The 25519-nt window shown below is 50.7% G+C and carries 27 protein-coding genes; 18 read left to right on the top strand and 9 right to left on the bottom strand.

Features of this window, described 5'->3' with window-relative positions:
• Window positions 1–82 precede the first annotated feature (82 nt).
• On the top strand, window positions 83–964 hold the full coding sequence (locus tag QMZ30_RS00590; RefSeq protein WP_283225919.1) for a MurR/RpiR family transcriptional regulator: 882 nt from the start codon (window positions 83–85) through the stop codon (window positions 962–964).
• Between the two features lie 3 nt (window positions 965–967).
• Here the strand turns inward: QMZ30_RS00590 and QMZ30_RS00585 are convergent, their stop codons facing one another.
• Window positions 968–1870, bottom strand: coding sequence for a DMT family transporter (locus tag QMZ30_RS00585; RefSeq protein ID WP_283225918.1), 903 nt, complete (start codon window positions 1868–1870; stop codon window positions 968–970).
• 131 nt (window positions 1871–2001) lie between these two features.
• Here QMZ30_RS00585 and QMZ30_RS00580 point away from each other — a divergent pair, with 131 nt between their 5' ends.
• The 4 genes from QMZ30_RS00580 (at window position 2002) to QMZ30_RS00565 (ending at window position 4910) form a co-directional block, all read left to right on the top strand.
• Window positions 2002–2559: a GNAT family N-acetyltransferase gene (locus QMZ30_RS00580; protein WP_283225917.1), complete on the top strand. Its 558-nt coding sequence runs from the start codon at window positions 2002–2004 to the stop codon at window positions 2557–2559.
• On the top strand, window positions 2531–2980 hold the full coding sequence (locus QMZ30_RS00575) for a GNAT family N-acetyltransferase (RefSeq protein ID WP_283225916.1): 450 nt from the start codon (window positions 2531–2533) through the stop codon (window positions 2978–2980). Before QMZ30_RS00580 ends, QMZ30_RS00575 begins: the two co-directional genes overlap by 29 nt.
• 355 nt (window positions 2981–3335) lie before the next feature.
• Window positions 3336–3944 (top strand): TetR/AcrR family transcriptional regulator, encoded by a 609-nt coding sequence (locus QMZ30_RS00570; RefSeq protein ID WP_283225915.1) that lies wholly within the window; start codon window positions 3336–3338, stop codon window positions 3942–3944.
• Window positions 3945–3995: 51 nt separating this feature from the next.
• Window positions 3996–4910: an alpha/beta fold hydrolase gene (locus tag QMZ30_RS00565; RefSeq protein ID WP_283225914.1), complete on the top strand. Its 915-nt coding sequence runs from the start codon at window positions 3996–3998 to the stop codon at window positions 4908–4910.
• Here the strand turns inward: QMZ30_RS00565 and QMZ30_RS00560 are convergent.
• The 3 genes from QMZ30_RS00560 to QMZ30_RS00550 form a co-directional block, all read right to left on the bottom strand.
• The gene (locus QMZ30_RS00560) at window positions 4907–6088 is read right to left on the bottom strand and encodes a Gfo/Idh/MocA family protein (protein ID WP_283225913.1); all 1182 of its coding nucleotides are present in this window, start codon (window positions 6086–6088) and stop codon (window positions 4907–4909) included. The genes QMZ30_RS00565 and QMZ30_RS00560 overlap by 4 nt on opposite strands.
• Before the next feature lie 10 nt (window positions 6089–6098).
• Window positions 6099–7022 carry a myo-inosose-2 dehydratase gene (gene iolE, locus QMZ30_RS00555; RefSeq protein ID WP_283225912.1) on the bottom strand — a complete coding sequence of 308 codons (924 nt, stop codon included), beginning with the start codon at window positions 7020–7022 and terminating at the stop codon, window positions 6099–6101.
• A gap of 285 nt (window positions 7023–7307) precedes the next feature.
• On the bottom strand, window positions 7308–9473 hold the full coding sequence (locus QMZ30_RS00550; RefSeq protein ID WP_283225911.1) for a TonB-dependent siderophore receptor: 2166 nt from the start codon (window positions 9471–9473) through the stop codon (window positions 7308–7310).
• A 344-nt stretch (window positions 9474–9817) separates the two neighbouring features.
• Here QMZ30_RS00550 and QMZ30_RS00545 point away from each other — a divergent pair, with 344 nt between their 5' ends.
• The 5 genes from QMZ30_RS00545 (at window position 9818) to QMZ30_RS00525 (ending at window position 16232) form a co-directional block, all read left to right on the top strand.
• Window positions 9818–11011 carry a glycoside hydrolase family 5 protein gene (locus tag QMZ30_RS00545; protein ID WP_283225910.1) on the top strand — a complete coding sequence of 398 codons (1194 nt, stop codon included), beginning with the start codon at window positions 9818–9820 and terminating at the stop codon, window positions 11009–11011.
• 326 nt (window positions 11012–11337) lie between these two features.
• Window positions 11338–12234 (top strand): ABC transporter substrate-binding protein, encoded by an 897-nt coding sequence (locus QMZ30_RS00540; protein WP_283225909.1) that lies wholly within the window; start codon window positions 11338–11340, stop codon window positions 12232–12234.
• Window positions 12231–13154: an amino acid ABC transporter permease gene (locus tag QMZ30_RS00535; protein WP_039327935.1), complete on the top strand. Its 924-nt coding sequence runs from the start codon at window positions 12231–12233 to the stop codon at window positions 13152–13154. Before QMZ30_RS00540 ends, QMZ30_RS00535 begins: the two co-directional genes overlap by 4 nt.
• On the top strand, window positions 13147–13908 hold the full coding sequence (locus QMZ30_RS00530) for an amino acid ABC transporter ATP-binding protein (RefSeq protein WP_039327937.1): 762 nt from the start codon (window positions 13147–13149) through the stop codon (window positions 13906–13908). Before QMZ30_RS00535 ends, QMZ30_RS00530 begins: the two co-directional genes overlap by 8 nt.
• Before the next feature lie 35 nt (window positions 13909–13943).
• On the top strand, window positions 13944–16232 hold the full coding sequence (locus QMZ30_RS00525) for a molybdopterin-dependent oxidoreductase (RefSeq protein WP_283225908.1): 2289 nt from the start codon (window positions 13944–13946) through the stop codon (window positions 16230–16232).
• A gap of 34 nt (window positions 16233–16266) precedes the next feature.
• Here the strand turns inward: QMZ30_RS00525 and QMZ30_RS00520 are convergent, their stop codons facing one another.
• Window positions 16267–16653 (bottom strand): VOC family protein, encoded by a 387-nt coding sequence (locus QMZ30_RS00520; RefSeq protein ID WP_283225907.1) that lies wholly within the window; start codon window positions 16651–16653, stop codon window positions 16267–16269.
• 307 nt (window positions 16654–16960) lie between these two features.
• Window positions 16961–17194 carry a putative cation transport regulator ChaB gene (gene chaB / locus QMZ30_RS00515; RefSeq protein ID WP_283225906.1) on the bottom strand — a complete coding sequence of 78 codons (234 nt, stop codon included), beginning with the start codon at window positions 17192–17194 and terminating at the stop codon, window positions 16961–16963.
• A 462-nt stretch (window positions 17195–17656) separates the two neighbouring features.
• Here chaB and QMZ30_RS00510 point away from each other — a divergent pair, with 462 nt between their 5' ends.
• Entirely contained in the window at window positions 17657–18544 is an 888-nt protein-coding gene (locus QMZ30_RS00510; RefSeq protein ID WP_283225905.1) for an SDR family oxidoreductase, read from the top strand.
• A gap of 64 nt (window positions 18545–18608) precedes the next feature.
• Here the strand turns inward: QMZ30_RS00510 and proP are convergent, their stop codons facing one another.
• Window positions 18609–20117, bottom strand: coding sequence for a glycine betaine/L-proline transporter ProP (gene proP / locus QMZ30_RS00505; protein ID WP_283225904.1), 1509 nt, complete (start codon window positions 20115–20117; stop codon window positions 18609–18611).
• Between the two features lie 437 nt (window positions 20118–20554).
• Here proP and QMZ30_RS00500 point away from each other — a divergent pair, with 437 nt between their 5' ends.
• From QMZ30_RS00500 to QMZ30_RS00480, 5 genes are all read left to right on the top strand, one after another.
• Complete coding sequence (locus tag QMZ30_RS00500) at window positions 20555–20875, top strand: hypothetical protein (RefSeq protein ID WP_283225903.1); 321 nt, start codon at window positions 20555–20557, stop codon at window positions 20873–20875.
• A 304-nt stretch (window positions 20876–21179) separates the two neighbouring features.
• Complete coding sequence (locus QMZ30_RS00495) at window positions 21180–21455, top strand: hypothetical protein (RefSeq protein ID WP_283225902.1); 276 nt, start codon at window positions 21180–21182, stop codon at window positions 21453–21455.
• A gap of 198 nt (window positions 21456–21653) precedes the next feature.
• Window positions 21654–21899 (top strand): regulatory protein YcgZ, encoded by a 246-nt coding sequence (ycgZ, locus tag QMZ30_RS00490; RefSeq protein ID WP_058973571.1) that lies wholly within the window; start codon window positions 21654–21656, stop codon window positions 21897–21899.
• A 151-nt stretch (window positions 21900–22050) separates the two neighbouring features.
• A complete protein-coding gene (locus QMZ30_RS00485; protein WP_283225901.1) occupies window positions 22051–22341 on the top strand; it encodes a hypothetical protein in 291 nt (96 codons plus the stop codon).
• Between the two features lie 45 nt (window positions 22342–22386).
• Window positions 22387–22653: a biofilm development regulator YmgB/AriR family protein gene (locus QMZ30_RS00480; protein WP_283225900.1), complete on the top strand. Its 267-nt coding sequence runs from the start codon at window positions 22387–22389 to the stop codon at window positions 22651–22653.
• Between the two features lie 18 nt (window positions 22654–22671).
• On the opposite strand, the gene QMZ30_RS00475 is transcribed toward QMZ30_RS00480, so the two are convergent.
• Window positions 22672–22872: a hypothetical protein gene (locus QMZ30_RS00475; RefSeq protein WP_283225899.1), complete on the bottom strand. Its 201-nt coding sequence runs from the start codon at window positions 22870–22872 to the stop codon at window positions 22672–22674.
• Between the two features lie 297 nt (window positions 22873–23169).
• Here QMZ30_RS00475 and QMZ30_RS00470 point away from each other — a divergent pair, with 297 nt between their 5' ends.
• Both QMZ30_RS00470 and QMZ30_RS00465 read left to right on the top strand, forming a co-directional pair.
• The gene (locus QMZ30_RS00470) at window positions 23170–24366 is read left to right on the top strand and encodes a diguanylate phosphodiesterase (protein WP_283225898.1); all 1197 of its coding nucleotides are present in this window, start codon (window positions 23170–23172) and stop codon (window positions 24364–24366) included.
• Between the two features lie 158 nt (window positions 24367–24524).
• Complete coding sequence (locus QMZ30_RS00465) at window positions 24525–24749, top strand: hypothetical protein (RefSeq protein WP_283225897.1); 225 nt, start codon at window positions 24525–24527, stop codon at window positions 24747–24749.
• Between the two features lie 36 nt (window positions 24750–24785).
• On the opposite strand, the gene QMZ30_RS00460 is transcribed toward QMZ30_RS00465, so the two are convergent.
• Window positions 24786–25481 carry a helix-turn-helix transcriptional regulator gene (locus QMZ30_RS00460; RefSeq protein WP_283226298.1) on the bottom strand — a complete coding sequence of 232 codons (696 nt, stop codon included), beginning with the start codon at window positions 25479–25481 and terminating at the stop codon, window positions 24786–24788.
• Window positions 25482–25519: the final 38 nt, after the last annotated feature.

The following is a 25519-nucleotide window of genomic DNA, read 5'->3' as shown; positions in this document are numbered from 1 at the left end:
GCGTAGTATTGTCGAAATGACGGTAATGCGAAATACCACTACATTACGCTTAACCGCTTCGCGTCCTTAAATCAGGGAACTCATGGCTATTAATAAACTCAGAGTCGATGTATTAGGTGAGCGCTATCGAGCGCGGGCACCTTCATTATCCTCAAGCCTTCAGTCAGTCGCACGTTATATCCATGATAATCGTGAGACGATATTAGATGCCACGGCAATGGAAATTGCCGATGCCACGCAGACGTCGGACGCCACCGTAGTGCGCGCCGTTCAGGCGCTGGGATTTGCCGGATTACGCGATTTGAAAACCACGCTGGCAGCATGGTTTGGCCCAGCGCTGAATTCTGAAGAGAAGATGAGTGTGACCGTCAGCGAGTTGTCGTGTGACATCAACTCCGGTATTGATTTCGTGCTGGGCGGGCATAAGCGTGCCTGTGATGCGTTATCGGAACCGCATAATCGTCAGGCTGTATCGCAAGCGGTTGCACTACTGATTGAGGCGCGTCAGGTGGCGCTATTTGGCATCAATGCCTCCGGCATTCTGGCCGATTACAGTGCGCGTATGTTTACCCGTATTGGCATACCGGCGGTGACCCTCAATCGTTCGGGGATTGCGCTGGCTGAGCAGTTGATCACGCTGCAGCGTGGGGACGTGTTGATCATGATGGCGCAGAAGTCTGCACATCGTGAAGGTCTGACCACGTTGAAAGAGGCAAAACGCCTGGGTATGCCGGTGATTTTACTCACGCATGCCACGGATTCGGTTTTTGCTAAAGAAGCCGATGTGCTCATTAATGTGCCACGCGGTGGCGAGAATGGCCGCATGCCGCTGCATGGCACCGTGCTGGTGTGTCTGGAAATGCTGATTCTTTCGGTCGCATCTGCCACATCTTCGCGAACGGTTAAAACCATGAAACGTATTCAGGATTTTAACCGTTCACTTAAACCGGCCAGCAAAAAGTAAGCGTTAGCGCGCTTTGTGCCACTTTTCCAGGCCGTTACTGTTAACCAGCCATATCGAGAACACAATCAGCAGCGCAGCGCTGATAAAGCCCTGGTTAATTTGTTCCCCCAGTACCAGCCATCCCCAGAAAATGCCGAAAGGGGGGATCAGGAAGGTGACGGTCAGGGTGCGTAACGGGCCGATATCCGCCAGCAAGCGGAAGTAGATAATGTAGGCCAGCGCGGTGCAGATAAACCCTACTGCCAAAATGCAGGCCCAGACTTCAGGTATTTGCCAGTTGGCCGCCGGGGTTTGCGGTGCGCTAAAGGCGAAAAACGGCAACAGAAACAGCGAAGCGCCCAGTTGGCTGCCGTAAGCCACTTTGGTGGCATCGAGTCCGCCCCGCGATCCAATCCAGCGTTTAGCCAGAAAACCGGCAAAACCGTAGCAGAGTGTGGCTACCAGACAGGCCAAAATACCCAGCACCAGTGCTTGCGACATCACCACTTCGCCGGTGGTGCTGATCAAAATGATGCCGGTAAAGCCTGCCACCATACCCAGCACTTTGCTGACGCTGAGCTGTTCGTTGAAGAAGGCGGCACCAATGATCACGCCCATTAATGGCGTAGTGGCATTGAGGATGGCGGAATAGCCTGCCGGCAGCACGCGCGCCGCCAGGCAATACATCAGAAAGGGTAATCCAGAGTTAATCACGCCCAGCAGCATCGCCCATCCCAGTTTGCCCTCAAAACGGCGTGGAATACGCATGACAGCCATCACTATCAATAAGCCAAACGCGCCACACAATACACGCAGAAACGCGGTGTTGATGGCTCCCAGCGCAGGCACCGCGATACGCATGAAGAGAAAACTGGCACCCCAGATAGCCGCCAGCAGTAACAGTCGCAACGAGTCCGATGTTCGCATTTTTAATATTTATTTGCAGATGAGAAGGGCTGACATCATAGCAAAGATTCTTAACTGTCGCAGGGGGCGCAGAGTGCTATGTTAATCAGGCATTGGGTACTTTTGTTGAGTGAAAACAGCGAGGGATTGTTATGCATTGGGAGTCAGAGCGGCTGTTGTATCGTCCTATTGAGCGGTCAGATTTACAGGCGTTATTTCGTATTTATGGCGATGCGAGAACCCATCAGTTTAATCCGCGTGGGCCTTACCCGAATATTAAGTATGCGCGGGAAGTGCTGCTGCGCAGAATCAAGGATCGGGCAATTCACGGGTTCGATGATTGGGTGGTGGCAGAGAAATCCGCACCGGAGAATGTGATTGGTTTTGGCGGTGTCTTTGTCAGCGAGTTTAACGGCCGCCGCACCAATAATCTCGGTTATCGCTTTGCTCCCGAAGCCTGGGGAAAGGGCTTCGCCACCGAGCTTGCACTACGCGCGATTCGTTATGGTTTTGAAGAGTTAAAGCTGGGCGAAATTGTCGGTGTAGTGAGGGAAGATCATGCTGTTTCACGCCGCGTGCTGGAAAAAGCCGGGATGACGTTTCTTGAGAGAGTGTTAAATCCGCAAGACCCGCCAGCACATTTGATGTTCAATATTACCCGTCAACAATGGAGAGAAAAAAATGGATTTAGTGATCAGAAAACTCACTGAAAACGACTTCGCGCAGTGGAAAGCGTTGTGGATTGATTATCTTGATTTTTATGTTAGTGAAGTTACGGATGAGGTCACTCAAACCACGTTCAAGCGGCTTTTGGCTGAAGATGAGCCGATGTATTGTCTGGTTGCCGAACATCAGGGGGCCTTGATCGGCCTGGTGCACTTTATCTGTCATCGTAGTACCTGGACTACTGGAGATTACTGCTATTTGCAGGATCTGTTCGTGAGTGCCAGTGGACGCAAGCAGGGCACAGGCCGCGCGCTCATAGCCGCCGTGAGCACGGCTGCCGCTGCCTTGAACTGTTCTAAGGTGTATTGGATGACGCGTGAGAATAATTACCGCGCCCGAACCTTGTATGATCAGGTGGCGACTAAAACCGATTTTATTCAATATCGCGTAGCGCAGTCATCCTAATGCCCGTGAGGTAAGTAACTGGAGATAACGCAGGCTGGGGCCGCACCGGTGCTGGCGGTCCTCGCGCCGCTGACGCGGTGCCTTCACTTCACTCGTCTGCCTTAACGGACCGGTGCCGATGGAACATCCATGTTCCAGCGCCACCTTTCGCCCGCGTCCTGCGGGCTCTCCTGGCATACTCACTCCGTTCAGCGCTGCGGATGCCTGCCCCGGTGCGGCCCCAGCCAGCTCATTAGCTTCAGTGGTCGTCTGGCAGGCCACCCCTAAGATTCGTTTGTCTGCTGAACTTCATTGCTAAGCATTGAACCCTTAATGTAGTATTTAGGAATTAATCATTTCCTATATCGAGTTGAGCATGTCACTGCCACAATCTCAGCCACGTGAACGTGGTCGTCCGCGTCAGTTTGACCTTGATACGGCACTGGACCGCGCCATGCTGGTGTTTCGCGAAAAGGGTTATCACAGCGCGTCGATTAACGACCTCAGCGCAGCGATGGAACTCACTGCAGGTAGCATTTACAAAGCTTTCCATGACAAACGTGGCCTGTTTTTACAGGTGTTTAGCCGCTATACCTCGTTACGCAATCAACATCTCAAACGCAGGCTGGAACAACAGCCAAATGGCCGGGCACGCATCGCCGAGTTACTGCGTTTTTATATTGAATCCGCCACGGATATTGAAGGGCGACGGGGATGTCTGGTGGTCGGCAGCGCCATTGAGTTGCAGGTCCTTGACCAGGAGTTGGCCGAACTGGTACGAGCTGCGTTACAACGTAACTTAAAATCGATCACTTCTCTGCTTGAGCTGGGTCAGCAGGATGGCTCTATCAACCCTAAACATGATGTGCAGGCGTTGAGTGGCATTTTGTTATGCCTGGTGTTGGGCATGCGCGTAGCGGGAAAAATGCAGGATTTCCCGGCGCACGATAACTTGATCGCAACTGCATTGACCTTACTCGACTAAAATTTTTGACTAATAAGGAAATATTCATTTCCTAAACATGTGGAGTACGAGATGAACGCTTCAGAACTCAAACCAACCGCTCGTTGGTCTCAACCGGTAACGGATTTACCGGGATTTTGCCACGGCTACGCCTCAGTTGAAGGCGTCAGACTGCATTACGTTAGCGGCGGCAATCAACAAGGTGAAACGTTGGTGTTATTAGCCGGTTTCCCGCAGAGCTGGTATGCGTGGCGTCAGGTGATGGCCAAGCTTGCTGAACACTACTTTATTATTGCGCCAGATTTACCCGGGCAGGGTGATTCCGATAAACCCTTTGCCGGTTACGATACGGTCTCACTGGCGACAAAGGTACAGGGCTTACTGCAACAGCTCGCCATCAATCGATATTATCTGGCAGCGCACGATGTCGGGGCTTGGGTTGCCTGGCCGTTTGCTTCGTTGTATCAGGATCAAGTGATCAAGTTGGCGCTGCTCGATGCCGGTATTCCTGGCGTGACCTTGCCGGATGCGCTGCCTGCCACACCCGATAAAGCGTGGAAGACCTGGCATTTTGCTTTTCATTTACTGCCGGATTTGCCAGAGGAATTGATTGAAGGGCGAGAGGAGATTTATCTCGAATGGTTCCTGAAACGTAAAGCCGCGAGCCCGATGGTGTTTACTGATGAGGATATGCAGGAATATACCCGCTTATTGCGACAAACCGGGGCAATCCGTGCGGGCATGGCGGCCTATCGAGAAGTGAGTGTTTCTGCCGCGCAAAATCGAGAACGACTGCAAGTGGAGGGCAAGCTGCCCCTTCCGCTGCTGGCGGTGAGTGCCGATCAAGGGTCGATTCCAGATATGGCCGTACCACTAAGAGAGTTCGCTGCCGATGTCACGGGCATAAAAATAGCGCACTGCGGTCACTTTATTCCAGATGAGCAACCGCAGGCACTGGCCGAAGCGCTGCGCGCGTTTTTTAACTAAGCGCGCAGACTGGCGATCTCAACACGTTCATCGCGCGCGGAAGATTGCACCATCGCCTCTATGATTTGCTGATTTTCGAGGCCAAAGCGGAAGTCCGGGAAGCATCCGGCTTCGCTGCTGAGGCCTTTGATCAGGTCATAAATTTCGATCACTTTAACGTCGAAATAACCTAAGCCCCCTCCGGCAAAATCAAAGCCAAAGAAGCCGCCAAACTGTTCCACCTGCGAACCAGCATAAATGGTCTTGAAGCCACGATCGTGTTTGGCATCGCCATAGCGGGCGATTTTCAATTCATTAAAACGCTCACCGTCCATGATGATGGTGCCTTCGGTGCCTGACACTTCCCAGGCGATGCCGAATACTTTGCCTGCAGAGATGCGAGAAGATTCAATCACGCCGCCAGCACGATTTTCAAAAGTCACCAGCGCCTGGAACTGATCGTCGTTCTCGACTTTCAGGCGTGCGGCATCTTTATCGGCCTGAGCACCGTAGCCGGAGCCACCACCCGCTGCCGGACGCGTATCAATAAACAGCTGTTCCTGACCTACCACGCTTTTAATCGGCCCCATCAAATATTGCGCCACGCTTACAACGTGTGAACCTAAATCACCCAGTGAACCGGAACCCGCCTGTTGACGTGAGCAGCGCCAGCTCCACGGCAGATTGGGATCGTTAAAGAAGCCCTGATCAAACCAGCCACGAAAACGGGTCGGCGTGCCAATGTCGCCACGCTCGATCATCTGTTTCGCTAACTGCGCCGCCGGCGTTTTGATGTTGTTAAACGCCATGATGGTTTTCACTCCCGCACGTTCGGCTTCCTGTGTCAGGGTTTGCGCTTCCTGCAGAGAGACGGTGAGGGGCTTTTCACAGTAAACGTGCTTGCCTGCGCGGATAGCGGCCAGCGCCATATCGAAGTGCATGCTGTTGGGCGTGGTGATATCGACAATATCAATGTCGGGATTATTCACCATTGATTGCCAGTCTGCAGTGCTGTGCTGAAAACCGTAACGACGCGCGGCTTCTTCTGCCAGTGCTGGAGTGGCATCGGCCAGCGTATGCAACACCGGTTGCAGTGCCAGATTGCGATACAACAAACCTGCGCGACGCCATGCATCGGCATGTGCCTGTCCCATAAAGCCCGATCCAATCAGACCTACGTTGAGTGTTTTTCCAGCCATGTCGTGCTCCTTATGCGTTTGCAGGGTAAATGTGTTGTGCAACGTAGCGCTGTGCTCGCGTGACGGTAGCCAGCGGCGGGGCTTTGGCCGGATCTTGCTCGGCTTCGACCACCATCCAGCCCTGATAACCACTGTGAGCGATAAACTCCGCCAGTGGCCGATAATCAATGCCGCCATCACCAGGCACGGTGAACATGCCCGCGAGCACCGCCTCGTTGAAGGTCATTCCTGATGTGCGCACCTGCTGCAGGCGATCCAAACGGACATCTTTGAGGTGTATATGGCAGATGCGATCGGCAAATTCGTCAATCAGTTGGGTGTAGGAAAAACCGGCGGCGGTAGCGTGACCGGTGTCAAGCAGCAAACCTACAGAAGGCGCGCAAGCGCTGAGCAAGGCACGAATTTCGGGTAACGTTTCTGCCACCATCATCAGGTGATGGTGATAGGCGAGCTGCAATCCGTATTGCGCCAGCAGCGCATCGGAGAAAGCGGAGAGTCTGGCGGCGTAGGGTTTAACCTGATCTTCTGGCAGCAGCCGTCTGGCGTGCAGCGGCACATCCAGCGCATTGTCCGTCATCCAGCCGCATTCACCGTAAACCATGACCCTGGCACCGTTTTCCTGCAGCAGAGAAGCGTGGTTATGCACCGCATCCAGTTCCTGCTCCACGCTGCGCTCGGTCAGAAAACCGTCGTGCCAGCCTGATACCAGTTGTAGTTGTTGCTGTGACAGCAGCTGTTTTAACGCGCCAGGTTCGCGCGGGAAAATACGACTCAGCTCAACGCCCTGAAAGCCTGCTTGCCTGGCCTCGCTTAAGCACTGCTCGGCAGTGGCGCCCGCTCCGAGGTGGTGCAGGACTTCATTCACCCAGGAAAGTGGGCTGACACCGAGTTTCGGGGCAGGTTGCCCGCTGCGGTAAAACGTTTTCTTGATCATGGCTTAGATTTTTTGTAGGAAGAGGTAGCGAAGAAATTAGCGGAAGTGAGGCAGTGCAGCGAGGGGTTATTTGACGTAAAACCATCAAATATTGACGTCTTAACGTCAATAAATAATTTGTCTTCATTGGCTGTAGGGGCGACTTTCCGGCCTACTGCTTATCAGTCGCCATAAATGGCGATCCTACGGGAATGGATGAGGTTTGGTGCGCATTAATGCGCACCAGAACACATATTGATTTTTTTCTTAATTGAGCGGCTTTAACCCTTCAAGCCGCCCTTTTTGTTAGAACGACATGGTTACACCCGCGTAATAAGCGCGACCGGGTTCGTTATAGGTCACTGCGCCAGTCGCTTCGCGATATATGCGTTTATCAAACAGGTTGTTGATACCGGCATTGGCACGCAAGTTTTTGGTGATGTCGTAATTCAGGTTGAGGCCCACCACTGAGTACGGCTTGATCTCTTTGGTGGTCATATTGGTCACGTCAGTATTCGTTTCTGCAAACTGGCGTGGTTTCTGACGGCCATATTGCGTCCAGTTGACGTTCGCACTGAGAGCATCCGTTGCCTGCCACTCCAGTTGTGAGTTAATGGTGAACTCAGGAATGATGGAAAGCGGATTGCCCGTATCTTTGCTCTCTGAACGGAACATGTAGGTTGCATTAGTGCGCCATTCCAGCGTATCGGTGATCAATGGAATGGTAAGGTTTCCTTCCAGCCCTTCCACAATGGCTTTACCACCGTTTTCCCAACGCAGTACGTTGTAGCCCGCAGCGGAATAGACAGGATCGGTACCGGCAACGATTTTGTTTTTATAATCGTTACGGAAGTAGGTAATACCGGCTACATACCCCTCATGACTGAACTCCAGGCCAATCTCTTTGTTGACGCTGGTTTCAGGGTCAAGATCGCCATTACCTAGCAAATAACATTGCGTCAGCCCAATCGGACAGCCGTTACCGCGAGTGGAGAGCAGATATCCCGGAGTTGATTGGTACAAGTTTGGCGCTTTAAACACACGTGCAATGCCGGCTTTCAGCGTGAAGTTATCCCCTAAACCTTGAGAAACGTTAAGACTTGGGCTCCAGTTAGCACCGAACTGATCGTGATAATCGAAACGCAGGCCCGGAATGACTTCAGTACTGTCTGTTGCGGCAATATTGTCTTCAAAGAACAGTGAACTGATAGTGGCATCGTTTTTACTACTGCGCTGTGAAGGATCGCCAGAACTGCCCGGCAGCGTCACGCCTGTCGCAGTTTGCGTTAACATCGACGCCGGATCGTTTAACTCATCGCGGTTCCATTCTGCGCCGAGGGTCACGGTTTGATCGACCAGCAGTTGGAGTGGGAAGTTAATCTCACCGCCGGCACGATAGCTCTCCAAACGGCTGGTGGCGTACTCATCGGTATTGATCATCCCTTCAGTACGGCCCGCAGTCCCTTCTTTCAGACGCGTATTGTTGGTTTTCTCGTAATTGAAATTGAGTTTAGACGTGCCCCAATCCCAGATTCCATTGTGCACAACGCCATAGCTCTGGCGGTACAAGCGGTTGGTTTCCTGGCCGTAAAGCGCTTCGATCAATCCGTCGGTGCTGGCATTGCTGTTGCTGTTTTGCGTATCACCCGCATAAATATTGCCCTGACGGCTGTAACCGTAGGAGAAATCGACGATCTGCGTTGGCGTGATTTTCCATGACAGCACACCGTTAATATCTTTATTACGCACGCCCTCACGACCAGCAGCATAAGAACCGTTTTCAGCAGTGTTGATGTCAAAGGCATCGGCGTCAGTGCGGTTAAGGTTGCCGTACAGGCGCATGGTCAAGGCTTCGCCGGCCAACGGACCACTTAAGTCGAAGTTCGCGCGGCGGGTGTCACCCTCTTTGCTGTTTTCAGGCTGATTGGTGAACAGTGACAGCGAGCCGTGCCAGTCATTGGTTGGGCGTTTAGTGATGATATTCACCACGCCCCCTGCAGCACCTGAACCGTAACGCGCGGCAGCTGGGCCACGAATCACCTCAATGCGTTCCACCATCTCCGCGGGCACCCAGTTGGTATCGCCACGGGAATCGCGTTCACCGCGCCAGCTGTAACGCACCGAGTTGCGAGAGCTCACCGGCACGCCGTCAATCATTATCAGGGTATTTTCTGGGCCCATACCGCGAATATCGATCTGACGGTTGTTACCACGACTGCCGCTGGCACCGTTACCCGTCAGGTTGACGCCAGGCATTTTGCGGATGATGTCAGAAAGGTCATTCACCGGAGGGTTCTTCTTAATGTCTTCTGCGGTAATGGTGGAGACGCCAGGCTGCTGTTTCAGCTCCTGCTCAACCGTAACGATCATCGATTCATCGTCAGCCAGTTTTTCCGTGGGTTCTGCGGCAAAAGCAGGTGAGGTGAGTAAACCCGCCAAAAACAGCGCAATCGGACGCTTTCTGCAATACATAGTTACATTCACTTAAATCTTCTCCCTGAAGCGTTAACGTTTGTAAGCAAATGCGCATGATAATGAGAATGCTTATCATTGTATATCTAGCGTCAGGCGCTCTCCTTTATTTCTCCATGATTGGTCCATTTTGCGCGTGGAGCGTGAAGATTCGTAAAGAGAATAAAAGTGGAAGATGTCTCTGAATAAGGGAAAAGCGTTATTAATAAAAATGTCATGAAATTCTTTACATTTCAGAGTGATAAAGAGTGGTGATAACGCACGGAAATTATCTGGTTTTTAGTTTAGTTTAATGACCGCGCTGCTGATGGGCGCTTTGGACGACCGATAATTAAGGAGAAAGTGTGCGCCAGATCATACAAAGCTTTACATTCACCATCCTCATTTTCATGGGCATCACCCACGGGAATGCTGCAGAAAAGATGGATTTTTGGCTGCAACCGCAACATGGCGGTAATAGCTTTAATCGGCTGCCCCCTAACCAAGAATACTTCAAAGCACTGCATCACTACGGTGCTTCCTGGGTGCGCTTATCATGGGACAAATGGCCGACCCAGCAACGCGATTTCCTGCTCGGTAGCGCAGACAGCTATCAGGGATTAGTAGCAGAAGACGTCGCGACGCTTAAAAGGGTACTCGATGAAGCGCAGGCGGCAGGGCTGAAGGTGGTGATCACACCGCTATCGCTGCCCGGCATGCGCTGGGCGCAGAATAATGGAGGGCAGTTTGATGATCGCCTGTGGCAGGATAAACAGTTTTGGCAACAGAGTGCGGACTACTGGCGCGATCTCGCGACAGTATTAAAAGATCATCCGGCGATAGCTGCCTACAACATCATTAATGAACCCGCACCGGAAAAAATGGGTGGACTGGCTGAACATGCTTCAGCATCAACCATGCAAAGCTGGTATCAACAGCATCAGGGCAGCGCGCGCGATTTGCCCGAGTTCTATCGACATGTTATCGCGGCCATCCGTGAAGTTGATCAGCAAACCCCCGTGATGGTCGATAGTGGCTGGTACGCGGCAGCCGATGCCTTTAGCTATTGGCCCCAACCATTAACAGATAAGCGTGTTCTCTACAGTGTGCATATGTATGAACCCTATGCGGCGACCAGCGCGCCGAATGCCAAACGGCAAACACCCTGGCCCTATCCTGGTAACGTACCCTATGCCGGTTCATTGCAATATTGGGATGCAAAGCGGGTTGCGGAATATTTAACTCAGCCATTTAACTGGGCGAATGCGCACGGCGTGGCGAATCATCAGTTGGTGGTGGCGGAGTTGGGATGTGTTCGCACCTTATCCGGTTGCACAACGTATCTGGAGGATGTGCTCAGCGTGCTGGATAAACAGCAGGCACACTGGGCGTTTTACAGTTTCCGGGAGGACAGTTGGGACGGCATGGATTACGAACTGGGTAATAAGAAAGTGCTCTGGCAATACTGGCAGGCCGCCGAGAACAATTTACCGGATAAGGTGCCACGTCATGCCACCAAAGAGTTTGAACCTATCCGCAAACGCTTAGAACAAAAGTGACTTGCTAAGAATTAAATGATCAATAGCCACAGCAAAAGCAGGCTATTGATCCTCTTGGCAAAATCTGAATATTTCCGCTCATCCCGCGCCGGGACTGGTGCCATTATCCCCACTCAATAAGCTGCCAGGCGCTATTCCCGAAATCTGGCAATAGATATCCGTTTTTCGCATTTGTGATCGCTGCCTATCTTACTGAGAATGGCTGCGGGACGTTAAGAGGATGAAAATTCCGTTCCGCCGTGAGGCGAGAGGGGAGAAAAATACATCGCTACCTCAACGCCTTTTCCCTGCCGGGAAACATTGAATACATCAGGAGAAAGGTTCCAGTGAAACTCGCTAAAGGTATCACCTTGCTGGCACTCGCATTGAGTGCACACACCGCGTTTGCCGCCGATCAATCCGTCCCGACTGACAGCTCACTCCATGTTCAGGCCGATCCTGCGCTGAAAAGCCTGGTGCCTGAGGATGTGCTGAAGCGCGGTTATATCGTGGCAGGAACCAACCCTAACACACCGCCTACTACCTTCTATAAAGAAGACAACAAAACACTGGCGGGTCGTGAAATCGATATCATGAACGCCGTGGGTGAACGCTTAGGGATTCAGGTCCAATGGCGTGACACCGGCGGTTTCGACAACATCATTCCTGGCCTGAAAACCGGCCGCTACGATGTTGCGTTATCCAACATCAATGCCACCACAGCGCGTGCCAAAATCATCGATTTTGTGGGTTATTACGATGCCAGCAAACTGGCATTTATTTCGCGTAAAGCCGACAAAGTGACACCGTTTAAATCCTTTGATGATGTGTGTGGCAAAGAAGTAGGCGCAGGTTCAGGTACCATGCAGGCCATCCGCCTGGATGAGGCCAGCAAAGCCTGTGTGGCGGCAGGTAAACAGCCGATTAAAGTCGCGTTGTTCCCGGATCGTCCAGCCGGTGTTCAGGCGGTAGTCAGTGGCCGTGTGCCGATGTTCCTGGGTCCTTATGAAGGCTTGCTGTGGCAGGCAAAAGTGATCAAACCACTGGAACTGAGCGGCGAAGTGGCCGTAAGCGATTATCCGGTTTCCGTCGCTTTCCCGAAAGACTCTCCACTTGAGCCTGCGGTTCAGGCCGCACTTAACTCACTGATCAAAGATGGCAGCTACCAGAAGATCCTCGACAACTGGGGCATCGGTTTTGGTGCGGTGAAAGTCGCTAAACGTAATCAGGAAATCTTTCAATGAGTGATGTACGTGACCACACCGACGATCTGAAGATCGTCGGCAAACGCTACTACGGACGCTGGCTGAGTGCGCTGGTGGTGCTGTTGTGCGTCGTGGCAATGGCGCATTCAATGATTAACAACCCACGCTTCGAATGGGGCGTGATTGCGGAAAACTTTACCGGCGAATCCATTCTGCAAGGCGTGTTGATGACGCTGCAGCTCACCGCTATTTCGGTGGTGCTGGGCTTTGCGTTTGGTACGGTGCTGGCGCTGATGCGCCTCTCCTCCAACCCGGTTCTGGTTGGCGTGAGCTGGTTTTACACCTGGTTCTTCCGGGGTGTGCCGATGCTGGTGCAGCTGTTCTTGTGGTACAACATCGCCGCGCTCTATCCCACCATCGCTTTGTCGATTCCGGGATTAGGGGAGATCTGGAGCACCCAATCCAATGCGCTGGTGAGTCCATTTAGTGCAGCGGTTATCGCACTGGTTATGCATCAGTCCGCTTACGCGGCTGAAATTGTGCGTGCCGGTATCCAAAGTGTGGGCAACGGTCAGTTGGAAGCGGCGCGCGCGTTGGGCTACCGTCCGGCGCAGATTTTCCGCCACACGGTATTGCCACAGGCGATGCGTGCCATCATGCCGCCAGCCGGTAATGAAATTATTGGTCAGTTGAAAACCACTGCCGTGGTCTCGGTGATTTCACTGCAGGATGTGCTGTTCTCGGCGCAGATCATTTACCAGCGTACTTATGAAGTCATCCCGCTGCTGCTGGTGGCGACGCTGTGGTATCTGTTAATGACGTCAGTGCTGTCCATTGGTCAGTTCTATGTGGAACGCTATTTTGGTCGCGGTGTGACGCGTCGTGAAAAGCGCAGCTTCTTTAAGTCATTGCCGGGTTTGACTGCACAGAAAGTTGAAAGGAGCGTGAGCAATGGCTGAAGCGATCGCCTTACGTAAAGTCACTAAACGCTTCTCGGGTGTCACCATTCTTGATGAAGTGAACCTCGATATTCCTGCCGGTTCCGTAACGGTGATCCTTGGGCCTTCGGGTTCGGGTAAATCCACGCTGCTGCGCTGCATCAACCATCTGGAAAAACTGGATGGCGGCACCATTCGTATTGGCGGCGAAATCATTGGCTATAAGCAGAAAGGCCAGGCGCTGCACGAATTAAGCAGCAGCGAGATCGCCCGCCAGCGTGCCGAGATCGGCATGGTGTTTCAGCAATTCAATCTGTTCCCGCACCGTACGGTGTTGCAGAACATCGTTGATGCGCCGATGCGAGTGAAAAAGCAGAACCGTCAACAAGCCACCAGCAAAGCCATCTCGTTGCTGAAGCAAGTGGGGCTGGCGGGGCGTGAAGAGGAGTGGCCGCAGAATCTGTCAGGTGGTCAGCAACAGCGTGTCGCCATTGCCCGCGCGCTGGCGATGGACCCCGGCGTGATGCTTTTTGATGAGCCCACTTCAGCGCTTGACCCGGAATTAGTCGGTGAAGTGCTGCAGGTGATTAAGCAACTGGCGCACTCTGGCATCACCATGGTGATTGTGACGCACGAAATCGGCTTTGCCCGCGAGGTAGCCGACAACATTGTCTTTATGGAAGACGGCAAGATAGTCGCAGCTGGGCCGACTCAGCAAGTCCTCGACGACCCGGAAAACGGGCGCGTAAGAAACTTTATTGCAACGGTGCTTTAAGCACCGTTTTTCATTTTTGACAGCCAGGAACAGTGATGACGCAAAAACCGGTAATGCACAGCGCCCACTGGGGTGCTTTCCATGCCCAGCAATCGGGCGATCAGCTCACCATCGAACCCTTCAAAGGCGATCCGGACCCAAGCCCACTGCTACAAAATTTCCGCACTGCGCTAAACCATCCAGCTCGTGTTTCTCGCCCAATGGTGCGTCGTGGCTGGCTGGAAAACGGCCCCGGCCCGGATCAACGCCGTGGCAATGATGAATATGTGGCGGTGAGCTGGGAGCAGGCTTACGAGTTGGTGGCTAACGAGCTGAAACGCGTAGGGGACAGTTATGGTCCTGAAGGGATCTTTGGTGGCTCTTATGGCTGGTCCAGCGCGGGGCGTTTTCACCATGCGCAAAGCCAGGTGCACCGCTTTCTGAACACCACACTCGGCGGCTATGTCCGGTCGGTTAACAGCTACAGTTCCGGTTCTGCGTCTGTGCTGTTACCGCACATTGTCGGCGACATGACAGAGATCGCTCGACGCGGCGTCAGCTGGGAAGAGATTGCCCAGCACAGTGAAATCGTACTGGCATTTGGTGGCCTGGCGCTGAAAAACTCGCAGGTGGCGAGCGGCGGATTAAGCGAACACACCGAGCGCGGCTTTATGCAGCAGGCGGCACAGCGCGGCACGCGGTTCATCTCCGTTAGCCCGCTGAAAAGCGATCTGCCTGATGAAGCGCAGGGGGAGTGGCTGGCGCTGCGTCCCGGTACGGATGCCGCTTTCATCCTCGGTGTGTTGTCAGTCTTGATTGAAGAAAAACTCACCGATGAAGCGTTTATCAGTCGCTACACGGTGGGTTGGCCAGCCATGGTTGCCTACATTCGTGGCGAAGAGGATGGCACGGTCCGTGACGCGGCTTGGGCCGCTGATATCTGCGGTGCCAGCGCTGCGTTTATTCGCGATTTTGCCCGCCAACTGTATGGCAAACGCGTATTGGTGACGGTCGCGCATGCGCTACAGCGTGCCGAGCACGGTGAGCAACCGGTGTGGCTCGGTTTGGTGCTGGCGGCGGCCCTCGGTCAGCCAGGATTACCCGGCGGCGGCTATACCTATGCATTGGGTGCGCTGGGGCATTACGGCAAACACCATAATCTGGTGAGTTTCCCGGCGTTGCCACAGGGCAAAAACGGCATTGATCGTCTGATCCCGGTGGCGCGCATCTCGGATATGTTACTTAACCCCGGCAAACCCTTTGACTATAACGGACGCCGCTTAACCTATCCGCACATTCGATTAGCTTACTGGGCGGGTGGCAATCCTTTCCATCATCATCAGGATCTGGCCCGCTTGCGCCAGGCATTCTGTCAGTTGGATACGCTGATTGTGCATGAGATCGCCTGGACCGCCAGTGCGCGTCATGCCGATATCGTTTTACCTGCCACCATGACGCTGGAGCGCGAAGACATTGGCGGTGCGCCAACCGATCGTCACCTGTTTGCAATGCAACCCGTAGCGGCACCGCACGGCGAAGCCAAAGACGATTATGTGATTTTTGCCGAGTTGGCGCGGCGTCTGGGTCGTGAGGAAGCCTTTACGGAAGGCCGGGATACGCGCGGCTGGTTGAAACATCATTACGCGCAGTTGCAGGCAAAACTGGCCGCGCATCAGGTGGATATACCTGATTTTGACCAGTTCTGGCAGCAGGGAGTGCTGGAGTTGCCGCAGCTAAAAGATGGCGGCAGAATGATCAACGCCTTCCGCGCTGATCCAGAAGCCGCGCCGTTACCTACGCCAAGCGGAAAAATCGAAATCTACTCCGCCACTATTGCCAGCTTTGATTATGAAAACTGTCCGGGACATCCGGTGTGGCGTGAACCGCAGCAAAAGCCGGATCACCAGCACCCATTCTGGCTGATCGCCAATCAACCGGCTACGCGTCTGCACAGCCAGCTTGATTTTGGCGACTACAGTTTAAGTGGCAAACGTGATGGCCGTGAGGTATGTAGCCTCAATCCGGTGGATGCCGCTGCGCTGGGCATCAAGCACGGTGAGATTATTGAGCTGTATAACCAGCGTGGACATGTACTGGCCAGCGCGCGCGTCACCGATACGATTATGGCGGGTGTAGTTCAGTTACCGACCGGTGCCTGGTACGATCCCGTTGATCCGCTCGCACTGCGCCCGATGTGTCGTCACGGTAATCCCAATGTGCTGACGTTAGATATTGGCACTTCATCGTTGACGCAGGGTTGCAGCGGGCAAATCACCGTGGTGCAGGTTCGAAAATACAGCGGCGAACTCACCCCGGTGCAGGCGTTTATCCCTCCTCAGGCTTAACATCCATGGGGCGCCAGGCGGCGCCCCTCGATCATTACGCCTCTTCTAACTGCAAAAACATCACGCGCAGACGATGGCCGTCTGGGTCAATGGCTGTGAAGGTGTAGCCAAAGTCCATCTCGGTAGGGGATTGAATGATGGTGATCTCGCGGAAAGTCCCCCATTCGTTATACAAGAAATCGACGTCCTTTTTGTGCTGCACTTTGAAGGTAATTTCGCCGTTGGCGTTGAATGGCTGGCTGTTGACACCAGGTAATACCGTGTACTTCGACCACAGTCCAAATTTGAAGCCATTTTCAAACACAAACATGGCGAAGGTTGGCGTGACATTGATGGGTTTCAGGTCAAACAGCGATGCATAGAAGTCAGCACTTTTAATGACGTTCGGCACATAAATGATGGTCATATCAGCAGTAAACATGGTTTTTTCTCCTTGTGGGTTTACGGCTGAATAGTACGGGGGGGCTGTGACAGAATCTGTCAGGAGACGCTGCTGGACTGTAACAAAAGCAGTGCGTCGCAATCTCGGATCCTGAACTTTTTGCAAATTGCCTTTCATGATTTGGTTTCAATGTACTGGTGTAAGATCAAGGCTTTTAATTGTAACTGTTTTATTGACTAAATTATCTCACAGTGAAAAGAGCCAGAGTTTTAATTTCTTCTCTAACTAATATTTTTAGGTCAGCAATCACTCTGAATACAGGGGGTGGAAAAAGACATGATTTTCATCAGGATGCCTTTTTATGCCATTTGCCATCATGGACTTTCTCATATTTCTGTTTAACGGATGACCAGGCAACTTTGTGTGAAACTTCCTCATGCGAGCTGTTATCCTTGCGGTCTTTTTTCTCTTTGTACTCATCCCACGCACTGTTGAATGCGGCAAGATAAATATCCTGTGCATGTGCAGGGAGAACATTTTTTACACTTTCAGGTAATTCATTACGAGTTTTATAGGGCACAGGTAATCCTCTTTTTGATTTAAAACTATATCATGGCTCAAATTTGAATATTAACAATGTAAGGTTTAATATCTATATTATTCATGTAGTTAATGGCATTCATTCCTGAATTCGATGTGGTTTCTCAATGTGAAAACTTCTCTGTTAATTATTCGCGATAGATAATGAATTGCAGTGTGCTAATAATCTGGTTCTTTTATGAAAATGTTCAGAGGTGAGCAGAGAAATGTTCAAAGGGATTGAGCCTGGTTGGTGGTGAACTGCTCAGTTAGGGAGAGGGAAATAAATACTAAGCGAGGCGTAAATAATTCCTCGACTGTCACTGGAATTATCAGATTTAAGCCAAGCGAGGCGATGTCATTAAGTGGCTATGTCATCAAGCAGTGGCTCTTTCATTATTGTCAAAATTTACTAACCTTAATGTTAGCCAATTGATTAACACTCAAATTAAAGAGGTTTTTGATGACAAACGAAGCGGTTAATAATCTTACAGACTTCCCGGTTCCTCCCTTTAAAAAGCAGCCACAATCCTCTCCTGGTCTGGCATCCAAAATGAATCCTGTACCGGATCATGGTGAAACCAGTTACATCGGTCATGGTAGGCTTTCAGGTAAAAAGGCACTTATAACCGGTGGTGATTCTGGTATCGGTCGGGCCGCAGCGATAGCCTTTGCCAGAGAGGGAGCCGATGTTGCCATAGGGTATCTTCCTGAAGAGGAGAGTGACGCACAGGAAGTCATCGAACTGATCCAGAAAGAAGGCAGAAAAGCCATTGCCTTACCCGGTGATATCAGGAGTGAAGAATTTTGCACTGAGCTGGTTGAAAGAGCGGTTGCCGAACTTGGGGGACTGGATGTCTTAGTGAATAACGCGGGTCGCCAGCAATACTGCTCATCCATACGCGACCTGACGACAGAGGCTTTTGACGCAACTTTCAAAACCAATGTTTATGCCCTGTTCTGGATTACCAAAGCGGCGTTAAGGCATCTGTCAAAAGGGGCCAGTATCATCAACACCTCATCAGTGCAGGCCTATGATCCCAGTGACATTCTTCTGGACTACGCCCAGACGAAAGCCTGTATAGCAGCCTTCACTAAATCCCTTGCTAAACAGTTGGGCCCTGAAGGTATTCGTGTTAACGCCGTGGCCCCCGGTCCATACTGGACACCGTTACAGCCTTCTGGTGGTCAGCCTCAGGAAAAACTCACTCAGTTTGGCGAAAAAGCCCCGCTAGGCCGTCCCGGACAGCCTGTTGAGATTGCGCCTCTGTATGTCTTACTGGCATCAGATGAAACGCCATTTACTTCTGGTCAGGTCTGGTGCTCCGACGGCGGGACGGGCACCCTCTGAACCTGAAGACATACTTAATCCTCATCCGCGGCAAAACCCGCCATCCTCAGATGGCGGGCACAAGTTACTGGGTAATTTCAGGATGCTGATCAACTAAATTGCGGCGTTTTTTCTTCAGTTCTTCAATTCTTTCATCTATGTCTTCGATGCGTTGCTCAATACCATCGTGATGTTCCTGCAGTAACTCTTTAGCCTCTTCAAGTGATGAGGCCGCAGGGGTATCGCCATAGAGAGGTTTATTCGCTGTCTCTCTCAAAGTGAAGCCGGTGACAACCCCGATTGCCCCTACAACCATCAGATACCACGCAGGCATATAAAGGTTACCGGTTTCTTCAACCAGCCACGCAGTCAGTGTAGGCGTGACGCCTGCTACCAGAATAGAGATGTTATAGGTACTGGCCAGTGCACTGTAACGTACCTCTGTCGGGAACAATGCCGGCAGTGTTGCAGCCATCACACCAATGAGACAGTTCAGTATCACAGCCTGAATAAACAGGCCAAAAAAGAGCGCAACGACACTGTGATGGGTGATCAACATGAATGATGGAATGGACAAAATGACCATGGCCACACTGCCAATAATGATAAATGGACGTCGTCCAAACTTATCACTCAGTAATCCCATGATGGGTTGTACAAACAACATTGCCAGCATGATAACGACAATGATCAACACGCCTCGGTCTTCAGAGTAATGCAAGTTGTGTGTCAGATAGCTGGGTACGTAAGTTAACAGCATGTAGTAAGCGACATTAGTGGTGATCACGATACCAATGCAGGAGATAAGATTACGCCAGTGCTTTTGGGCAACTTCCTTGAACGGAACTGAAGGCCCCTCGCTCAGACCCTGTTTAGAACCCTGTTCAAGTGAATCGACGTGCTTCTGAAATGCTGGCGTTTCTTCAAGCGCATGGCGCAGATAAAGTCCAATCAGCCCCAGTGGTAATGCCATAAAGAAGGGGATACGCCAGCCCCAGTCATTAAACTTTTCCTGTCCGAGTATGGTGGTAAGCAGCACAACGACACCCGCCCCACAGACAAATCCCACCAGCGAGCCGAAATCAAGCCAGCTTCCTAAAAAACCACGCTTACGGTCGGGGGAATATTCTGCGACAAAGATTGAAGCACCAGTGTATTCCCCTCCGACTGAAAATCCCTGGACCATTTTTGCAATCAGCAGCAGAACAGGTGCCCAGAAGCCAATGGAGGCATAGGAAGGTATCAGTCCGATACAGAAGGTGCTGAGAGTCATCAGTATGATGGTCATAGCCAAAATTTTCTGTCGGCCGTATTTATCGCCTAGCACGCCAAAAAACATACCACCCAGCGGTCGTATGATGAACGGAACAGAAAACGTCCCCAGAGCCGCAATAATCTGAATACCCGGTGAGGCATCAGGGAAAAAGACTTTCCCCAAAACAGCAGCGACATAGCCGTAGACGCCGAAATCAAACCATTCCATGGCATTACCCAAGGCGGCAGCGGTAATCGCTTTTTTCAGACGGCCATCATCTATGATTGTCACGTCCTTAAGACGCATCGGTTTAACTTTTTTTCTTCTGATACTAAGCATTTAACTTCCCTTAAAATTCAATGCGTTACTGCAGGATTCTGGTTATAAATTAAACGATTCAACTTCATGAAATTCGAAACATGAATGATTGAACCACCTACATCATAGACATAAATTTACAATCTGCCGCGATAGGTCAGTTAAGCGCCTTGATTATTTGATAGATTTTAAGTTCTTACAGATTAAGTCGTAAAAGGGGGTATCAGAGAGGGATGATGACTGCCTGAAAATTGAGCGTCTACTGGTGGTGGAGTGAACTTGTTTATAACTTGCCACAAGGATATCAGTCTCTGGTGGATAGCGATCATCAATGTCGTCAGTTCATTAAATGAGCCCGCAGGTTCCCAGACAAGAAGTTATTTTAGGTTTTGGCTTTCTTTTTTAAAAAAAGCAACTACAACTATAATTCAAAAAAAATAATATCTGTTGAGGTGTGTTTGAGCAAACTGGAGTCAGACGTTGAGATTATTGCGGTTAAGTTGAGAAAACTTGCTGCTTTTCACCAATCGGGAATGAGCCTTACTGAAGTAAAATTGCAGGTTGATGCAACTATTCAACAAATGAAAGAAACCTTGGGTAAAGACAAAACACAGCAGGCAATCATATGGACTGAGTTGCTTAATTCACTTGAAAAGTTCAACAGAAACACAGCACATCCGATGTGGATGGCGGTGATTAAGCATGCAAAATTCCGTATCAAAAGTCGTATTCAAACTGCTGTCTACTGCAGGAAACACTTAAAAGGCAATGCGTATTAATTAGAATCAATTGATACAAATTGCTAGTCATAATCTACTTCATATTTAAAAACTAATGAAATTGGGTGCCGTTCCCAAGAAGTAGGGAACGGCGTCAACATACCTTTCATAAAATTCATCGGAATTGTCCAGGTAATAAACGTAGTCATCCAAATTAAACTTTGACGGGATCTGGTTAACTTCCTGATTAACTTCATTAAAAGTCCTAAATGTGTGTTGATAAGATATGTTTAGCATGAGATTGAATGCGCTAGAATGAAACCTGAGGACAAAGCGAAAGCCCATATCTTCAGGAGAAGTCAAAATGGAAAGCACAGAAAAAATTATTGGTGAAGCGGCATACCGGATTCTTCTGCGTCATGAAAAAGTCACCGTTGCGCAGTTGCAGATCGAATTGAAGAGTATGGCCTCGGAAGAGGGGTCAGCCCTTCGCCAGACAACCATTACCCGTGCTATGGCGTGGCTACAGGATTACCGCCAGCCGTCATCTGCTGAGCAACCGTCACACTCACCCTTACGTGGACTTCATTCAGATGAGTTTGCCATTCGAGTGAATCATCGAGATCGGGGTAAAAAGTAATATTTCAGATGCACTTAAACGTGATTTGGCTTAAGTCACCACTTGCCATGCAAAACGTATGTTTACCAGGTATAGGGGGTGGAAATAGCACTTTTTGCAAAAAAAAATGATGCGATGGTTTTATATTCTTGTACAACTTTGCTTAAATTGTACAACTAACCGGGCGGTCTGTCTCACCGCCCATTTGGGGGTAAAATCATGCGTCAGAATGGATACACGCCAAACTCCTCGGAAGCCATTGCTCAATACTTTTCAAGGGCATCGTTACCGTCTCAACAAGAGACTTTGGGTCAAATTGTTGTTGAAATTCTGCGGGAAGGCCGCAATCTTAACCGGAAATCGCTTTGCACTAAACTCCTGCGCCGCATGGAGCTTTCTGGCAACGCGGAAGAAGAACGCCACTATCATCAGTTGATTGGTCTACTGTTTGAGCGTGAAAGTTAAGAGTCGTATTTGTCCAGGTTGTACAGCTTTTGTCTTACTGATGTTGCATTGGATTTGTACAACTCGTGAATGCTAGATTTCATTATGGTCCTTCGCGAACCTTCAAATTAACGCGCATTTTCTGATAGACATGCAGCAACCAGAGACGAGTATGAACAGAAGTGATTTACAGAAAATAATTGATGAAATCATAGGCGAAGCTACGCTGGCATTGCTCATCAAGGCAGGACCGATTAGCAACATCGCACTGATCAATCAGCTCAAGTTTATGCAAGAACAAGCTGAACAAGATACCCGACGACAGCACATTGGGTTCGCGATCAAAGAGGTGAATGAATGCATTGCAGCCAATCAGAGAGAAAATAGCAACAGCAGTAATGATGACAGCGTGGTTTATCTCTTTCCCGTTAACCATGGTGCTGGGAATCAACGTAAGCACTGAACCAGGCTAATCAGGGCAGGCCTTAATCAATAACAGGACAGGATTATGCAAAAGCCTCAAGACATTCTTGCTGCGATACCCGATGAAGAACTGGCCATGCATTTTCGTGAGAGCGGGGCGGAACTAAGCGATGAGGCCGCCGTTCTGGGCATGATTATTCCACGTCTACTGGCTACAGAAGGGCACGTCAGCAACAAGTCAATAATATTGAGTCTAATCTCTGCGCTTGAATCCACTAAGGATGAAGGCGAACTGGAAATTTTGCGTAAAACGCTTGGAATTGTGGTGGGCTATACGCCGGACGATGCATAATTATTTTTGAATGTGATGTTAATGCATTAACTCAGAAAGCAGACGGATCATGCCCTCATATCTCACTTTTACTTCGTCATCGATTTCGCTTTCCTTCAATTTCTGCATGGCTTGAGAAAGTGCGTGAAGCTCGAAGGGAATTCCTTCTCTGATAAAATGCCTCACCGTTTCGCCTAACAGAGCAAGCATCTCTTGCGTAATTCGCTCATCATGGCCCACTTGACCTCCAAAGTATGTATGCACATCCAGTGTGGCATATAATTTAGAAAGTCTACACCTGTTTCTGATGTCATCGCATTTTTAAATAAACATCCCATCATATTATTGTTGATACACGGCTCCGCTTGGAACGTTAAATTTCATTAGGCATGTTTGTTCTGATTGAGTTATTCGAAAAAATAACATAAACCTCTTTTTTAAAGCGAAGCGTTAAATAACAGTTTTTCATAATTAGCTATTTTTCGTGTGAACGAAATGCTACGGTGGCGCCAATGTGTCACCCAGCTGGAACAATTCATGCTTACCACGCTTATCTACCGCAGCCATATTTCTGATGATGTCCCCGTTAAAATTCTCCCGGATATGGTCAGCAGGGCCAGCAAGCTGAACGAGACTCAAGATGTCACCGGCATCCTTTTGTTCAATGGCACGCATTTTTTCCAAATTCTCGAAGGGCCAGACGAAGGTGTGCAGTACGTGTATCAGCGGATCTGTTCAGACGTGCGGCATCACAATATTGTGGAACTAATGCAAGATCATGCACCGTATCGCCGATTTGGTAATGCAGGAATGGAACTATTCGATCTGCGTGAGCATGACAAAGATTCGGTTTTACAAGCGGTGTTAGACAAGGGAACTTCCCTCTATCAACTAACTTATGACGACCGCGCATTGCAGTTCCTCAGAACCTTTGTTGAGGCCCGAGAGAAAGAAAATTATTTTGAAGTTCCACCTATAGAACAGTGGGATTTCATCGTTGACGAGTTTGAAGAATACACACCTGTCAACAGGCTGACCAAGACCAGCGAGCACGGCATCAGTTTCCACCCCATCCTTGATCCTTTTGCCAGAAAAGTGACGTCTATTCAGGCGATTATCAATACAGCATCCGTTGAAGATATCGCGTTAGACCCGATTGAACATCACCGCCTCGACCTCGCGTTAGCCATAAAGGCCATTCGTATTGCTGGCAATACCTTACCTGAGGACATGATGCTGTATGTCAACATCATGCCGATGACGCTGGTAGAAATCCCTGATGCGGTTGAGCAAATCGTGGCAGGAATTGCAGATGCAGAGTTAGTCACGGCGCAGATTTCATTAGCCGTCAGTGAAATGGCGTTAATCTCCCGTCCTGACGCCTTTGTCATGGCAGTCACAAAATTAAAGGCCGCGGGTGTGAGTCTGGCGATTGATCATTTTGGCGCCGGAACGGCTGGCCTATCGCTGCTAACCCGAATACAGCCAGATAAAATCAGAATCGATGCCAGTATCACGCGCAATGTTCACAACAGTGGACCCAAGCAGGCGGTTGTGCAGGCGATCTTACGCTGTTGCTCAGCACTGGAAATATGGGTCATTGCCACGGGTATCGAACGGGCTGAAGAGTGGATGTGGCTGGAAGCGGCTGGGATTATCAACTTTCAGGGTCCTCTTTTTACCTGTGATCTCACCCACAACGTGGCCTGGCCTGAACTTAAGTTTACGGCATAAGTTGCTCTGTCATGAGCGATGACAGCTTGAACAGCAAAGACTGGGTGTGAAAGCTTCTGTCTGAAGCCATTAGAGAATTATTGTTCGCACTCTCCGTTATAATCCTGATAATGCACGCAGGATTGAATTTAACTGAACGCTGTAAACGGAGATATGAAATGGTAAATGATTACTTTGCACCCGCCCCAATGGGCATGACGCCGGAACAGCACAAACGTACGATTGCCGTTGCGGCGGCGTTAGCCATGGCAAAAGAGTCGGTGAGTGCCTCTACTTCCGCCAGCGGCTCTAAAGCTTCATGGGATTTGCAAGCCGTCGCCAATGAGATCGCCAATCTCGCCGATGCGATTCAGGATGCGCTCGAGCCTGATGACGAGATGTAAACCTCTTGGCGGTCTGAACAGGGCCGTCGCTCAATTTTAAAGACTTTCCGGATAGCGCGCCTGCTGATGATCCTTCCAGCGCTTCAACAGTTGATGCCGGGTTCCTGGATACAGCTCGCCGTTCACCTCTATTTCCTCAATGCGATCCACGCGGAAATTACGGAAGTCCTGGCGCAGCTCACACCAGCCGCACAATAAACGCACGCGATCAAAATAGCCCAGCACCACCGGCCATAGCGTACGGGTGGAGGTGGCTTCTTTCAGATCTTTATAACGTAGCGTGATTTTATTGCGCGAGTGTATCGCCTGGCGAATTTCCGGCAGGTGCCGCTCAAACAGCGCTTCCCCGCGTGAGGCAACCAGCAGTGATTGATGGTCGATAGTGTGAGTTAAATGATCTGGCAGCACCGCCTGTATTTTTGCCAGTGCATGTTGCGCGGCGGATTTCAGTTCGGCATCGGTGTGACGGCTCACCCAGTCGAGGCCTAATGCCAGCGCATCAATTTCATGGCGGGAAAACATCAGCGGCGGCAAATGGCCGTCGGATTTCAGCAGGTAGCCCAGGCCTGCGCTGCCTTCAATCTCTACGCCTTGCTGCTGCAAACAGATAATGTCGCGATACACCGTGCGCACGCTGATGCGGAGTTGATCGGCCAACTGCTGTGCGGTCACCGGATAGCGATGGCAACGCAGCAGTTGCACCAGTTCAGGCAGTCGCTGGGTTTTGGTAATTGTGTTGAAAATCCGAGGTGTTTCCGTCATAGGGGCGG

Source organism: Pantoea sp. EA-12, assembly GCF_030053355.1.
Classification (GTDB): Bacteria; Pseudomonadota; Gammaproteobacteria; order Enterobacterales; family Enterobacteriaceae; genus Pantoea; species Pantoea vagans_C.
The sequence above is the reverse complement of the archived record's forward strand: the minus strand, read 5'-3'. Positions and strand labels throughout refer to the sequence as shown.

Bases quoted from the DNA above. Each gene is read 5' to 3' on its own strand.
- QMZ30_RS00590 (WP_283225919.1), top strand. From the start codon at position 83: ATGGCTATTAATAAACTCAGAGTCGATGTATTAGGTGAGCGCTATCGA.
- QMZ30_RS00585 (WP_283225918.1), bottom strand. From the start codon at position 1,870: ATGCGAACATCGGACTCGTTGCGACTGTTACTGCTGGCGGCTATCTGG.
- QMZ30_RS00580 (WP_283225917.1), top strand. From the start codon at position 2,002: ATGCATTGGGAGTCAGAGCGGCTGTTGTATCGTCCTATTGAGCGGTCA.
- QMZ30_RS00575 (WP_283225916.1), top strand. From the start codon at position 2,531: ATGGATTTAGTGATCAGAAAACTCACTGAAAACGACTTCGCGCAGTGG.
- QMZ30_RS00570 (WP_283225915.1), top strand. From the start codon at position 3,336: ATGTCACTGCCACAATCTCAGCCACGTGAACGTGGTCGTCCGCGTCAG.
- QMZ30_RS00565 (WP_283225914.1), top strand. From the start codon at position 3,996: ATGAACGCTTCAGAACTCAAACCAACCGCTCGTTGGTCTCAACCGGTA.
- QMZ30_RS00560 (WP_283225913.1), bottom strand. From the start codon at position 6,088: ATGGCTGGAAAAACACTCAACGTAGGTCTGATTGGATCGGGCTTTATG.
- iolE (WP_283225912.1), bottom strand. From the start codon at position 7,022: ATGATCAAGAAAACGTTTTACCGCAGCGGGCAACCTGCCCCGAAACTC.
- QMZ30_RS00550 (WP_283225911.1), bottom strand. From the start codon at position 9,473: ATGTATTGCAGAAAGCGTCCGATTGCGCTGTTTTTGGCGGGTTTACTC.
- QMZ30_RS00535 (WP_039327935.1), top strand. From the start codon at position 12,231: ATGAGTGATGTACGTGACCACACCGACGATCTGAAGATCGTCGGCAAA.
- QMZ30_RS00530 (WP_039327937.1), top strand. From the start codon at position 13,147: ATGGCTGAAGCGATCGCCTTACGTAAAGTCACTAAACGCTTCTCGGGT.
- QMZ30_RS00525 (WP_283225908.1), top strand. From the start codon at position 13,944: ATGACGCAAAAACCGGTAATGCACAGCGCCCACTGGGGTGCTTTCCAT.
- QMZ30_RS00520 (WP_283225907.1), bottom strand. From the start codon at position 16,653: ATGTTTACTGCTGATATGACCATCATTTATGTGCCGAACGTCATTAAA.
- QMZ30_RS00510 (WP_283225905.1), top strand. From the start codon at position 17,657: ATGACAAACGAAGCGGTTAATAATCTTACAGACTTCCCGGTTCCTCCC.
- proP (WP_283225904.1), bottom strand. From the start codon at position 20,117: ATGCTTAGTATCAGAAGAAAAAAAGTTAAACCGATGCGTCTTAAGGAC.
- QMZ30_RS00495 (WP_283225902.1), top strand. From the start codon at position 21,180: ATGGAAAGCACAGAAAAAATTATTGGTGAAGCGGCATACCGGATTCTT.
- ycgZ (WP_058973571.1), top strand. From the start codon at position 21,654: ATGCGTCAGAATGGATACACGCCAAACTCCTCGGAAGCCATTGCTCAA.
- QMZ30_RS00485 (WP_283225901.1), top strand. From the start codon at position 22,051: ATGAACAGAAGTGATTTACAGAAAATAATTGATGAAATCATAGGCGAA.
- QMZ30_RS00480 (WP_283225900.1), top strand. From the start codon at position 22,387: ATGCAAAAGCCTCAAGACATTCTTGCTGCGATACCCGATGAAGAACTG.
- QMZ30_RS00470 (WP_283225898.1), top strand. From the start codon at position 23,170: ATGCTTACCACGCTTATCTACCGCAGCCATATTTCTGATGATGTCCCC.
- QMZ30_RS00465 (WP_283225897.1), top strand. From the start codon at position 24,525: ATGGTAAATGATTACTTTGCACCCGCCCCAATGGGCATGACGCCGGAA.